This window comes from Micromonospora sp. WMMA1363, assembly GCF_030345795.1.
Taxonomy (GTDB): Bacteria; Actinomycetota; Actinomycetes; order Mycobacteriales; family Micromonosporaceae; genus Micromonospora.
The window spans coordinates 3,183,839-3,196,502 of sequence record NZ_JAUALB010000001.1; the positions used below are offsets into that span (position 1 = coordinate 3,183,839).

The following is a 12,664-nucleotide window of genomic DNA, read 5'->3' on the forward strand; positions in this document are numbered from 1 at the left end:
GAACGACATCCGGCCCTCGGCGGCACGGCTACGACGTCGCCGGCCTGTCAGCCCGCGGCGCGCGCCCAGTCGATCGTCGGCAGCCCCACGTCGGCGAGGGCCTTGTTGGCGGCACTGAACGGGCGGCTGCCGAGAAACCCGCGCGGGTTCATCGGGCTGGGATGGCCGGCCTCCAGCACCACGTGGCGCGGGTTCGTGACCAGGGTGGCCTTCTTGCGCGCGTACCCGCCCCACAGCAGGAAGACCACCGGCGTGTCCATCGCGTCCAGAGCGCTGATGGTCGCATCGGTGAACTCCTCCCACCCCGAGTTGGCGTGCGAGCCAGGGCTGGCCTCGCGGACGGTCAGCACCGCGTTGAGCAGCAGCACGCCCTGGCTCGCCCAACCGCTGAGGTTGCCGCCGGCGGGCTTCGCCACGCCCAGGTCCTCGCCCAGCTCCTTGAAGACGTTGCGCAGCGACGGTGGCACGGCCACCCCGTCGCGAACGCTGAAGCTCAGCCCGTGCGCCTGCCCGACGCGGTGGTACGGGTCCTGCCCGAGGATCAGCACCCGGCAGTCCGCCGGCGCGCAGAGCCGGTACGCCGAGAAGAGATCCTCAACGGGCGGGAAAACGGTGCGGGTGGCGTACTCCCGGGCGACGAAACCGGCGAGGGCCGCGGTGCGGGCCGGGTCGAGGCGCGGGGACAGCACGGCCCGCCACTCGGCCGGCAGCAGCGCCAGCAGGTCCAGGATGGGAGCGTCGTCGGGCATCGGCGGCCTTTCTGGTCGGGGCGGTCCCGCGCACTGTAGGCGGCCGGTCTGACAACCCCCGGGGGCGGGGCCGCCGGTCAGCCCAGCACGGCCAACCGGGACGCCCAGTCGCCGCCGACCGGCACTAGCTCGACCACGCGGGTGTCGTCGTCCCGGCGGTCGATCCGGATCCTCAGGTGGGCGTCGACGAGCTGCTCGACCAGTCCCTCCCCCCACTCGACCGCCGTCACCGACTCGTCCACCGACGCGTCCAGGTCCAGGTCGTCGATCTCGGCGCGCGGGTCGGCCGCGTCTCCCAGCCGGTACGCGTCGGCGTGCACGAGCGCCAGCCGGCCGCCCAGCACCGGGTCCGGCCGGTGTACGCGGGCGATGACGAAGGTGGGCGAGGTGACGCCCCCGAGCACACCGAGCCCGGCGCCGATGCCCTGGGTGAGCGCGGTCTTGCCGGCGCCGAGTGGGCCGGTCAGCAACAGCAGGTCACCCGCCCGGAGCAGGCCGGCTAGCCGGCGGCCGAACGCGTGCGTGTCCGCCACCGTCGGCAACGTGACGTGCAGGGTCACAGGTTCTCCAGGAACCGGGCCAGCGCGGCGTTGACCTCGTCGGCATGCTCCAGCATCACGACGTGCCCGCTGTCGGGGATCTTGACGAACTCGGCGTGCGGCAACCGCCGGACGATCTCCTCGGAGTGCATCACCGGGGTGATCATGTCCTTGTCTCCGACCACCACCAGCACCGGCGTGCCGCTGAGCGCGGCCAGCGCCGGGAAGCGCGAATGGGTGGCGAGGGTCCGCAGGTAGCGGGTGACCGTGTCGGCGGACGTCCGCGAGTTCATCTTTTCGACGTACGACACCAGGGCCGGACTGGGACGGCGGGTGCCGAAGCCGTACTTCCGGGTGAGCAGCCAGGCGACATTGGTGGTGGACTTCCGCGCCCGGTCGATCACCGTGCCGCCGTAACGGGCGGCGTTGCTCATCATGTAGAGCACCGGCGCACCAACCCGGCCAAGCAGGGCCGGGGCGACCAGCTTGGTTTCGGCCAGCAGGCCGCCGGAGGTGGCCATCAGCACAGTGCCCACCACCCGGTCACCGAACATGTCCGGGAAGAGCTCGGCGAACGCCATGATGGCCATGCCGCCCATCGAGTGGCCGACCAGGACCAGCGGGCCCTCGGGGGCGGTGCGGTCGATCACCGCGCGCAGCGTCCGGCCCAGTACGGTCAGGTCGTACTCACCGGTCTCCAGCCGGCCGGAGCGACCGTGACCCGGCTGGTCGTACGCGATCACGCGGTGCTCGCCGCGCGCGGCGAGCACCTGGCGCTGGAAGTGGAACGTCCCCATGTCGAGGCAGAACCCGTGCACCAGCACGATGGTCGGGTTTCCCGGCACCGGCCGGGTCGGCTCGACCACCTCCACGTGGATGTCGGTGCCGTCCGGCATCTCCAGGCACAGCGTCTCGTCGTACCGCTGCTCGCCGAAGTCCTCGCCGGCGTACGGGTCGGTGGGGTCGGTCTTGAACCGGCGGATGAGGGCGCGTTCGGTCGCGACGCCCGCGGCGAGACCGGCGGCAGCGACCCCCACGGCGGCCAGCGCACCGACAGCGGCCCGGGCGTGACCGGAGCGGGGCAACGGGATCCGGGGACGGTGCGACGTCATGGCCGCTCGCCGTCGTAGACGCGCGGCACCCGGCTGCTGCCGAACCGGGTGACGATCTCGTAGTTGATCGTGCCAACCGCCTCGGCCCAGTCGTCGGCGGTGGGTCCACCGTCGGCCCCGCTACCGAACAACGTGGCCACGTCGCCGGCCGCGACCGGGTCGTCGCCGCAGTCGAGCACGAACTGGTCCATGCAGACCCGACCGGAGATGGTCCGTCGGGCAGCACCGAGCAGGACCGGGCCGTTGTTGGACGCGTGCCGGGGCACCCCGTCGGCGTACCCGAGCGGGATCACCGCCAACGTGCTCCCCCGCTCCGTCGTGTAGGTATGGCCGTACGACACGCCAGCGCCAGCCGGGACACGCTTGGTGAGCATGACCCGAGCCCGCGCGGTCATCGCCGGCCGCAGCCCGTAGCGCTCGCCGGCCACCGGTGAGAGGCCGTAGACGGCCAGCCCGGCGCGGACCAGGTCGAAGTGGGTGTCCGGCCGGGTCAACGTGGCCGCCGAGTTGGCCAGGTGCCGGTAGCGCGGGCGCAGCCCCGCCTTCTCCACCATGCCGAGCCCCTCGTGAAAGACGGCCAGCTGCCGGTCCGTGGTCGGATGGCCGGGCGAGTCCGCGTGCACGAAGTGGCTCCACACCCCGACCACCTCGACCAGGCCGTCGGCCTGCGCCGCTGCGGCGGCGTCCAACAGGGTCGGCCAGTCGGCGACGGTGGCGCCACCCCGGGACAACCCGGTATCGATCTTGAGATGGAGCCGGGCCGGGCGCCCGGCGATCCGACTCGCCTTGATCATCTCTTCGAGCTGCGGCAGGCTGGCCGCGCCGAGATCCACCCCGGCCGTCACCCCCTCGTGCAGTGCCAACCCCGGCGCGAGCAGCCAGGCCAGCACCGGCTCGGTGATCCCGGCCCGGCGCAGCGAGAGGGCCTCGTCGAGGGTGCAGACGCCGAGCCAGTCGGCCCCGGCGTCCAGCGCGGCGCGGGCCGCCGGAATCATGCCGTGGCCATACCCGTCACCCTTCACCACCGCCATCAGCTCGGCTGTCGTGCCGGACCGCAGCCGGCTCACGTTCTCGCGGATCGCGTCAAGGTCGACGCGTACCTCGGCCTGCCACATGCCCCCACACTACTGAGCTGATCACCGGACCCGGACCCGCCCACGTCGATCCGGCTCCGTGTCCACGCCGAGGCGGGCCAGCACCGGGCGCAGGGCGGCCGCCACGTCGGGCGCGGTCACCGGGCCGCCCCGGGCCGCCTCCCGGCCGGCCAGCCCGTGCAGGTACGCGGCGGCGGCCGCGGCCCGCTCAGGTGCCAGACCCGCGGCGAGCATCGACCCGAGCAGTCCGGCCAGCACGTCCCCGGTTCCCCCGGTAGCCAGCGCCGGGGTGCCGGTCGGATTGACGTACGCCCGACCGTCGGGCGTGCCGATCACCGTGCGGTCGCCCTTCAGCAACACCACCGCGTTCATCCAGGCGGCCAACCGCAGCGTGGCCGCCACCCGGTCGGTGCCCGGTGTCTCGCCACACAGCCGGGTGAACTCCCGGTCGTGCGGGGTGACCACGATCGGGGCCTCCCGCCGCCGCAGCTGGTCGGCGAGCGAGCCGTCCACGAGCAGGGTCAGCGCGTCCGCGTCGAGCACCACCGGCACCGGCGCCGCGAGCACGGCTCGCAGCTCTGCTGCCGCACCGTCGCCGGTACCGAGGCCGGAGCCGCAGACCCAGGCCTGTACCCGGCCGGCGTCGGCGACCCGGTCGGTCGCGATCACTGACGGATGCTGGCGCAGCACCTCGTCGCGGGCGCCGCCCGCGTACCGGACCAGACCGGTCGGGCCGACGAGCGCGCCGCCGACCGAGAGCACCGCCGCACCCGGGTATGTGGCCGAACCAGTCGCCACCCCCACCACGCCCCGGGTGTACTTCTCCGCCGCCGGTCCAGGCCGTGGCCACCACCCAACGAGATCCGACCACTCGGTCACCCACAGCGCCGGACTGCCCCGCAGGCACGGCCGCAACCCGATGTCGACCAGCTCGACCTGACCGGCGAGTGCCGCGGCGGGACCCACGACCAGCGCCGGCTTCAGCGCACCGAAGGTCACGGTGACGTCGGCGCGGACCGCGGACGGCCGACCGGAGGCGGAGACCGGCACGTGCCCGGTGTCCACCACCACGCCGCTGGGCACGTCCACCGCGACCACCGCCGCCGGCTCGCCGTCCCGACCGCAGCGCCCCACCAGGCTCGCCGCGAGCTGGTCGGCGGTCTCCCGGAGCCCGCCGCTACCGCCGATCCCGACGATGCCGTCCAGGACCAGGTCGACCTGGGCGGGTGGGTGTTCGACCAGCTGGCCGCCAGCGGCCCGGAACGCGGCGAGTCCGTCGGCGTGCGCCCGCCCCGGTGTCAGCAGCAGCGCCGAGACGGCCGCCCCGCGGCGGGCCAGGTGCGCGCCGGCGAAGAGGCCGTCGCCGCCGTTGTCCCCCGAGCCGACCAGCAGCAGCACCCGGGCGGCGTAGACGCCGCCCCGGTCGGCCAGGAGCAGCGCGCAGCGGCGGGCCAGCCCGGCCGCGGCACGCCGCATCAGCGTCCCCGGCGGGAGCGTCGCCATCAGGCCCGCCTCCGCGGCGCGTACGTCCGCCACCCGCCACACCGGTCTCATCGCCACTCCCGTCCGCGTCCGCGGCGCGCCGACCCGGCGCGCACCGCCTGATCACCGTTCCGCGACCACCATCGCCGAGGCGATCCCGCCGTCGTGCGACAGTGAGAGATGCCAGCGGTTGACCCCTCGCTCGGCGGCTGCCGTGGCGACCGTGCCGGAGACGGTCAGCCACGGCCGGCCGTCCGGATCCGGCACGATCTCGCAGTCGTGCCAGCTCAGCCCGGCTGGCACGCCGAGCGCCTTGGCCACCGCCTCCTTCGCCGCGAAACGGGCGGCGAGCGACTCGGGTGAACGCGGGTTCCCCGAGGTGGTGTACCGCTCGGCCTCGGTGAAGAGCCGGTCGGCGAGCAGCGGCGTCCGCGTCAGGGCCCGGGCGAACCGCTCCACCAGGACCACGTCGATGCCGACCGCGACGATCACGCGCCCACCCTACCGGCGCGGCACATTAGCCGTCGGCAGCGCACGAGACAACGCCTGTGGACAGGCCGACGTTGTGGCGGCGGGCGGTCGTCCACAGGGCAGGCACGGCGGCACGGGCCGCACCTAGCGTTCCGCCCGACGATGTCCGTCATGCCACGGAGGCGAGGATGACCGAGGAGATGTTCCACGTCCGTCCGGACGGGCTGCGCCGGGGCGCGGCGTCGCTCGCCGACCACGCATACCGGCTGGCACACGGGCTGGCCGGGGTGTCCGGGCTGGTGGTGACGGCCCCCGAGTGGGCGGCCGGAGCGGCGCTGGCCAGGTGGGAGCAGGCGGTGCACGCCTGGCTCGGCGAGCTGGGTGGTCGGGCGGCGGCGACGGGCGCGGCGATCCACTCGGCGGCGGACGCGTACGACGCGGTGGACGACCGGGCGGTGGCTCGGCTCTCCAGGGCACCCCGGTGACAGCCGCCGCCCGGCCGCCCACCGGGGGACCGGACCGGTCGGGTGGGGCCGGACCCGACGGACCGGTTCCGGCCGGTCCCGGGCGCGTCCGGTCCGACCCACACGGGACGCTGGCCGGCCACCCGGGAAGGTCGGGGCAGTCGGGACGCATCGGGTACCGGGAACTGTGGGCAGCCGACGCCGGCGCATGGCGCTCGGCCGGTGCGGCCTGGCGCGGTGTGCCCAAGCTCGTCGAGCGCCGGGCCGACGAGCTGGCGACGGCCGCCACGGCCCTACGGGACGCCTGGTCGGGGCGTGCCGCGGGCGCTGCGTTCGCCCGGCTGGGCGGGCTGCGCGCCGATCTGCTCTGCCCGCGGCCGGCGCTGATCGAGGCCGACCAGGTGCTCGCCGAGTTCGCCGGCCGGATCGCCGGCGCGAAGGCACGGCTCGACTCGGCCGTCGCCCACGCCGACCGGTCCGGCGTCCAGGTCGACCGGCGCGGGCAGGCCAGCGCCGACCCGACCCGTGCCCGAACGCCCGGGTCCGCACAGGCCGTCGCGGCCGTTGCCGGCGAGATCGGAGCGGCGTTGGACGCGGCACGGGCGGCCGACCGGGAAGCGGCCGGACGGTTGGGCGAGCTGGTCGGGGCGGCCGGTACGGGCTGGGCCAGCCCGCCTCCGCCCGGCCGGCCCGCCTCCGGTGCAGCCCCGGCGGCGGTCCGGCAATGGTGGGTGGGGCTCACCCCGGCGCAGCGACGGTGGCTGGTGACGTACGAGCCGGACCGGGTCGGCCGCCTGGACGGGGTGCCGGTTGCCGCTCGGGACCAGGCCAATCGACTCCTCCTGGCGCAGCACCGCGCGGACCTGCTGACCGAGCGACGCCGGCTGCTCGGCCGGATGCCGTCGGGGCCGGTCGAACTGGTCGGGCTGCGCCGGGTGGACGCGGCGCTCGCCGGATTGGACGCGCTGGCCATCCGGCTGGCTGCGCCGGAGGGTCCGCGGGCGTACCTGCTGGGGCTGGCTACCCGGGAGGAGGGGCGGGCGGTCGTGGCACTCGGCAACCCCGACCGCAGCGGCCAGGTGCTGACGTACGTGCCGGGGATGGGTGCCGGCCTGGACGACGTCGCCGGCGAGCTGGACCGGGCGGGCCGGGTGCTCTCCCGCTGCACCGCCCTCGCGCCCGGCGAGGAAACCTCGACGGTGCTGTGGCTGGACTACGACGCCCCGGACTTCCTGCACGAGGCGGCGTGGCCTCGGCAGGCGGATGACGCGGGGCCGGCGCTGCACCGGTTCCAGGAGGGGCTGCGCGCCACCCACGAGGGTGACGGCGCCCGGCAGACGGTACTCGGACACAGCTACGGGTCACTGGTCGTCGGCATCTCGGCCCGCGACCATGGCCTCGCCGCCGATGCCCTGGTGTTCCTCGGCTCGCCTGGTGTCGGGGTCGACCACGCCCGCGACCTCGGGCTGCCGTCCGGTCAAGTCTGGGCGAGCACAGCCACCGACGACGTGATCCGGCTGGCGTGTCCGCCGGAGGAGCTGTTCCGGCGGGCGCTGCTGGTCGCGGGACCACTTGGCGCGGCGGTCACGCTGCTCGACGGGCCGGACCGGGAGCTGTGGTTCGGGCGTGACCCGTCCGATCCACGCTTCGGCGGGCGCACGTTCCCAAGCGGACGGTACGGCCACACGGGTTACTGGCATCCGGACAATCCTGCCCTGGACGGGCTGGCCCGGGTGGTCCTCGGCCGCTGACGCGACCGGCGGACCGGGCCGCCCGACGGGCGGACCGTGGCGGTCGTCGGCCCGCCGCGGTCCGGTCCCGCCGCCGGTCCACAGGTGCCGCCGATCGACGTCGGCCGCCGTCCACGGCCTGCCCGTTGGGCCATCGTCTCCGACCCAGTCGACGCTCCGCGGCGCCCGCCGAGATGCTCCGCGGGCGCCGGCTGGACTCACTCGACCGTTACCGACTTCGCCAGGTTGCGGGGCTGGTCGACGTCGTGGCCTCGGGCGGCGGCGATCTCCGCCGCGAGGACCTGTAGCGGCACGGTCGTGACCAGCGGCGCAAGCAGTGTTGGCGTACGCGGGACATAGATCAGGTGGTCGGCGTACCGGACGACCGCCTCGTCCCCCTCCTCGGCGATCACGATGGTCCGGGCGCCGCGCGCCCGGATTTCCTGGATGTTGGAAACGATCTTGTCGTGCAGCATGCCTCGGCCGACCGGCGACGGCACGATGCAGATCACCGGGGTGCCCTCGTCGATCAGGGCGATCGAGCCGTGCTTCAGCTCACCGGCGGCGAAGCCCTCGGCGTGCATGTACGCCAGTTCCTTGAGCTTGAGTGCGCCCTCCAGCGCCACCGGGTACCCGACGTGCCGGCCGATGAACAGCACCGTCGGCTCGGACTTCAGGTCACGGGCCAGCTCGCGCACCGGCTCGATCCGGTCCAGCAGCTCGCGTAGCTTGCCCGGCATCTGGTGGAGCTGGTCGACGACGGCGGCCACCTCGTCGGCGAACTTGATGCCGCGCACCTGGGCGAGGTGCAGCCCGATCAGGTAGCAGGCGACGAGCTGGGTGAGGAACGCCTTGGTGGAGGCGACGGCGATCTCCGGGCCGCCGTGGGTGTAGAGGACCGCGTCGGACTCGCGCGGGATGGTGGACCCGTTGGTGTTGCAGATAGCCAGCACCCGGGCCTTCTGCTCCTTGGCGTGCCGCAGCGCCATCAGCGTGTCCATCGTCTCGCCGGACTGCGAGATCACCACGATGAGCGTGGACCGGTCGAGCACCGGGTCGCGGTAGCGAAACTCGCTGGCCAGTTCCACCTCACACGGGATCCGCGTCCAGTGCTCGATGGCGTACTTGGCGACGAGGCCGGAGTGGTACGCGGTGCCGCAGGCGACGATGAAGATCTTGTCGACGTCGCGCAGATCCTGGTCGCTGAGCCGGACCTCGTCGAGCATGATCTCGCCGTTCTCGGTGAGCCGGCCGAGCAGCGTGTCGGCGACGGCCTGCGGCTGCTCCTCGATCTCCTTGAGCATGAACCAGTCGTGGCCGCCCTTCTCGGCGGCGGACGAGTCCCAGTCGATGTGGAAGTCCTTGCCGGCGGCGGGCTGGCCGGCGAAGTCGGTGATCTCGATGGTGTCGCCGGTGATCAGGACTATCTGGTCCTGGCCCAGCTCCACCGCCTCGCGAGTGTGCTCGATGAACGCGGCGACATCGCTGGCGAGGTAGTTCTCGCCGTCGCCCCGACCGACGACCAGGGGCGAGTTGCGCCGGGCGCCGACGACCGCGCCGGGGATGCCGGCGTCCACGGCGAGCAGGGTGAACGCGCCCTCCAGACGCTGGCAGACCACCTGCATGCCGGCGGCGAGCAGCTGCGGCCCGTTCGGGTGGCCGGCGGCGCGCAGGTCGGCCAGGGCGGCGGCGAGCAGGTGCGCGGCGCACTCGGTGTCGGTGTCGCTGGCAAACTGGACACCGTCGGCCTCCAGCTCGGCGCGCAACTTCGCGAAGTTCTCGATGATGCCGTTGTGGATCACGGCGACCCGCCCGTCGGGGGCCAGGTGGGGGTGGGCGTTACGGTCGGTGGGACCGCCGTGGGTGGCCCAGCGGGTGTGGCCGATGCCGGTCGTGCCGTCGCCGATGCCGATCGGGCTCGCGGCGCAGGACTCCGGGGCCTCCGCGGCCCGCTCGGAGAGCACCTTCTCCAGGTTGGCCAGCTTGCCTGCCTTCTTCTCGGTCACCAGCTCGTCGTCGCAGACGACGGCGACACCGGCCGAGTCGTAGCCGCGGTACTCCAGCCGCCGCAGCCCGTCGAGCACGATGCCGAGCGCCGGACGTGCGCCGGCGTAACCCACGATTCCACACATGGGTGGCAGCCTAACCCAGTTTCGCTCACCATGGATGCTTGGAACGCGGGCAAACGATCAGCAAATTTGAGCGAAGCACCCGAGCTGTCACGGAAAGTTACGAAACGCCAGCGATGGGCACGACGGGTTGAACCGACACCACGAGTGCGTAGGCTGACGGGCGTGACGATCACCCACGTCGATCCCCTGGTGGCTCGGATGCGCCCGTTCGGGACGACGATCTTCGCCGAGATGTCCGCCCTCGCCGTCCGCACCGGAGCGGTCAACCTGGGCCAGGGCTTCCCGGACACCGACGGCCCACCGGAGATGCTCGCGGCCGCGGCGGAGGCGCTGCGCAGCGGGCGAAACCAGTACCCGCCGGGTCCGGGGATCCCCGCGCTGCGCGCCGCCGTCGCGGCACACCAGCGCCGGTTCTGGGGCCTGGAGTACGACGCCGAGAACGAGATCGTGGTAACGGCGGGCGCCACCGAGGCGATCGCAGCGGCGGTCCTCGGCCTCTGCGAGCCGGGTGACGAGGTGGTCTGTTTCGAGCCCTACTACGACTCGTACGCGGCCTCGATCGCGCTGGCCGGCGCGGTCCGACGACCGGTCACGCTCCGCCCCGGCCCCGACGGCCGGTACGCCTTCGACCCGGACGCACTGCGCGCCGCCTTCGGGCCCCGCACCCGGCTGGTGCTGCTCAACTCCCCGCACAACCCGACTGGCAAGGTATTCACCCCCGACGAGCTGAACCTGGTCGCCGCACTGTGCCACCGACACGACGCGTACGCCGTCACCGACGAGGTGTACGAGCACCTCGTGTTCTCCGACGCCCCGGCCGGTCACCTCCCGCTCGCGACACTGCCCGGGATGCGGGACCGGACGCTGCGGATCTCCTCGGCTGGCAAGACATTCTCCTGCACCGGCTGGAAGGTCGGCTGGGTGAGCGGCCCCGCCGCGCTCGTCTCGGCGGTCCTCCGGGTCAAGCAGTTCCTCACCTTCGTCAACGCCGCACCGCTGCAACCGGCGGTCGCGGTGGCGCTGGGTCTGCCCGACGACTACTTCACCGTGTTCCGCGACGACCTGCAGGCCCGCCGCGACCAGCTCGTCGCCGGCCTCACCGACGCTGGGCTCGACGTGCTTACCCCCGAGGGCACATACTTCGTCACCGCCGACGTCACCGCCCTCGGCGGTCGGGACGGGGTGGAGTTCTGCCGGTCGCTGCCGGAGCGCTGCGGTGTGGTGGCGGTCCCGACGCAGGTCTTCTACGACGATCCCGAGGCCGGCCGGCGGCTGATCCGGTTCGCCTTCTGCAAGCGTGCCGAGGTGCTGACCGAGGCGGTCACCCGGCTACGTCAGCTGAGAGCGGCTCCGTGAGCACCCCCGGACGACCGGATTCCGCCGGCTCACCGCGCTGCGGGCCGGCGAGCGTGTCCGCTCCGATCCCGGCCGGTGACCGTCACGGAGCAGCAACGCGTCACCGGATGGACGCGCCCACCGAGCTGGTCCAATGTCAGCTCAGGCCGCCGGGCTGGCGGTGCGGACCATTTCGGCGATCCGCTCGGCCACCTGGCGCGCGATCGCCTCGGTCTCGGCCTCCACCATGACCCGAACCAACGGTTCGGTGCCGGAGGGACGCAACAGCACCCGGCCGCTGTCCCCCAACTCGGCCTCGGCTCGCTCGACCTCGGCCCGGACGGCGGGGGCCGCCGCGCCGACGGTGCGGTCGCCGACCGGCACGTTGATCAGGACCTGGGGCAGCCGGGTGACCACGCCGGCCAGTTCGGCCAGCGACTTCCCGGTGGCTGCCAGCCGCGACATCAGGTGCAGGCCGGTCAACACGCCGTCGCCCGTGGTGGCGTACGCCGGCATGACGATGTGCCCGCTCTGCTCGCCGCCCAGCGCCAGGCCGGAGGCGCGCAGCTCCTCCAGCACGTACCGGTCACCGACCTTGGTCTCGACCAGCCGAATGCCCTCGCGGGACATGGCCAGGCGCAGGCCGAGGTTACTCATCACGGTGGCGACCAGCGTGTCGCCGGTGAGCGTGCCGGCCTCCCGCATGGCCAGCGCGAGGATCGCCATCACCTGGTCGCCGTCGACCTCGTCGCCGTCGGCGGTCACCGCGACGCACCGGTCGGCATCCCCGTCGTGGGCGATGCCCAGGTGCGCGCCGTGCTCGACGACGGCCTGACGCAGCACCTCGATGTGGTTCGAGCCGCACTCGTCGTTGATGTTGAGGCCGTCGGGTTCGGCGTGGATCGCGATCACCTCGGCGCCGGCCTCCCGGTATGCCGCCGGCGCCACCTCGACGGCCGCCCCGTTGGCGCAGTCCACCACGACCTTGATGCCGTCGAGGCGGTGCGGGATCGTGCCGACCAGGTGTTGCACATAGTGATCGGCGCCGTCCAGCAGGTCGTGGACCCGGCCCACCCCCGCGCCGACGGGGCGCTTCCAGGCGGTGGTCGCGTTCGCCTCGACGGCTGCCTCGATCTTCAGCTCGATCTCGTCCGGCAGCTTGTGCCCGCCGGCGGCGAAGAGCTTGATGCCGTTGTCCGGCATCGGGTTGTGCGACGCGGAGAGCATCACACCGAGATCCGCCTTGGCCTCGGCCGTGAGGAACGCCACCGCCGGGGTCGGCAGGACCCCGACGCGGACGACGTTCGCCCCGGCGCTGGTGAGCCCCGCCACCACCGCGGCCTCCAGCATCTCGCCACTGGCCCGGGTGTCCCGGCCGACGACGGCCAGCGGGGGATGGCTTCGGTCCGCCTCGGCGAGGGTGTGCGCGGCCGCGACCGCGACCGCGAGCGCCAACTCGGGCGTGAGATCCGCGTTCGCCCGCCCGCGTACGCCGTCCGTGCCGAACAACCGGCCCATACCCGCCAACCTCCGATGGAACTGCCGATGATGGGAAA

The 12,664-nt window shown here is 73.5% G+C and carries 11 protein-coding genes; 3 read left to right on the forward strand and 8 right to left on the reverse strand.

What is annotated here, in order from left to right; genetic code table 11:
* Nucleotides 1-47: 47 nt before the first annotated feature.
* From ung to QTQ03_RS14630, 6 genes are all read right to left on the reverse strand, one after another.
* A complete protein-coding gene (ung, locus tag QTQ03_RS14605; protein WP_289278515.1) occupies nt 48-749 on the reverse strand; it encodes a uracil-DNA glycosylase in 702 nt (233 codons plus the stop codon).
* Nucleotides 750-826: 77 nt separating this feature from the next.
* A complete protein-coding gene (tsaE, locus tag QTQ03_RS14610) occupies nt 827-1,309 on the reverse strand; it encodes a tRNA (adenosine(37)-N6)-threonylcarbamoyltransferase complex ATPase subunit type 1 TsaE (protein WP_289278516.1) in 483 nt (160 codons plus the stop codon).
* Nucleotides 1,306-2,400, reverse strand: a complete 1,095-nt coding sequence (locus tag QTQ03_RS14615; RefSeq protein WP_289278517.1) for an alpha/beta fold hydrolase — start codon at nt 2,398-2,400, stop codon at nt 1,306-1,308. The genes tsaE and QTQ03_RS14615 overlap by 4 nt, the downstream gene beginning before the upstream one ends.
* Nucleotides 2,397-3,515 carry an alanine racemase gene (gene alr / locus QTQ03_RS14620; protein ID WP_289278518.1) on the reverse strand — a complete coding sequence of 373 codons (1,119 nt, stop codon included), beginning with the start codon at nt 3,513-3,515 and terminating at the stop codon, nt 2,397-2,399. Before alr ends, QTQ03_RS14615 begins: the two co-directional genes overlap by 4 nt.
* A gap of 21 nt (nt 3,516-3,536) precedes the next feature.
* Complete coding sequence (locus QTQ03_RS14625; RefSeq protein ID WP_289278519.1) at nt 3,537-5,048, reverse strand: NAD(P)H-hydrate dehydratase; 1,512 nt, start codon at nt 5,046-5,048, stop codon at nt 3,537-3,539.
* Between the two features lie 51 nt (nt 5,049-5,099).
* Complete coding sequence (locus tag QTQ03_RS14630; protein ID WP_289278520.1) at nt 5,100-5,468, reverse strand: holo-ACP synthase; 369 nt, start codon at nt 5,466-5,468, stop codon at nt 5,100-5,102.
* 167 nt (nt 5,469-5,635) lie between these two features.
* Here QTQ03_RS14630 and QTQ03_RS14635 point away from each other — a divergent pair, with 167 nt between their 5' ends.
* Together QTQ03_RS14635 and QTQ03_RS14640 are read left to right on the forward strand one after the other, a co-directional pair.
* A complete protein-coding gene (locus QTQ03_RS14635; protein WP_289278521.1) occupies nt 5,636-5,932 on the forward strand; it encodes a hypothetical protein in 297 nt (98 codons plus the stop codon).
* Nucleotides 5,933-6,150: 218 nt separating this feature from the next.
* Entirely contained in the window at nt 6,151-7,662 is a 1,512-nt protein-coding gene (locus tag QTQ03_RS14640) for an alpha/beta hydrolase (RefSeq protein ID WP_289278522.1), read from the forward strand.
* A 197-nt stretch (nt 7,663-7,859) separates the two neighbouring features.
* Here QTQ03_RS14640 and glmS read toward each other — a convergent pair whose 3' ends face one another.
* Entirely contained in the window at nt 7,860-9,773 is a 1,914-nt protein-coding gene (gene glmS, locus QTQ03_RS14645; RefSeq protein ID WP_289278523.1) for a glutamine--fructose-6-phosphate transaminase (isomerizing), read from the reverse strand.
* A gap of 162 nt (nt 9,774-9,935) precedes the next feature.
* Here glmS and QTQ03_RS14650 point away from each other — a divergent pair, with 162 nt between their 5' ends.
* Nucleotides 9,936-11,129, forward strand: coding sequence for a pyridoxal phosphate-dependent aminotransferase (locus tag QTQ03_RS14650; RefSeq protein ID WP_289278524.1), 1,194 nt, complete (start codon nt 9,936-9,938; stop codon nt 11,127-11,129).
* 141 nt (nt 11,130-11,270) lie between these two features.
* Here QTQ03_RS14650 and glmM read toward each other — a convergent pair whose 3' ends face one another.
* Nucleotides 11,271-12,626 (reverse strand): phosphoglucosamine mutase, encoded by a 1,356-nt coding sequence (gene glmM / locus QTQ03_RS14655; protein ID WP_289278525.1) that lies wholly within the window; start codon nt 12,624-12,626, stop codon nt 11,271-11,273.
* Nucleotides 12,627-12,664 lie beyond the last annotated feature (38 nt).

Coding starts and splice junctions, on each gene's coding strand:
- QTQ03_RS14635 (WP_289278521.1), top strand. CDS start 5,636: ATGACCGAGGAGATGTTCCACGTCCGTCCGGACGGGCTGCGCCGGGGC.
- glmM (WP_289278525.1), bottom strand. CDS start 12,626: ATGGGCCGGTTGTTCGGCACGGACGGCGTACGCGGGCGGGCGAACGCG.
- QTQ03_RS14625 (WP_289278519.1), bottom strand. CDS start 5,048: ATGAGACCGGTGTGGCGGGTGGCGGACGTACGCGCCGCGGAGGCGGGC.
- QTQ03_RS14615 (WP_289278517.1), bottom strand. CDS start 2,400: ATGACGTCGCACCGTCCCCGGATCCCGTTGCCCCGCTCCGGTCACGCC.
- glmS (WP_289278523.1), bottom strand. CDS start 9,773: ATGTGTGGAATCGTGGGTTACGCCGGCGCACGTCCGGCGCTCGGCATC.
- alr (WP_289278518.1), bottom strand. CDS start 3,515: ATGTGGCAGGCCGAGGTACGCGTCGACCTTGACGCGATCCGCGAGAAC.
- ung (WP_289278515.1), bottom strand. CDS start 749: ATGCCCGACGACGCTCCCATCCTGGACCTGCTGGCGCTGCTGCCGGCC.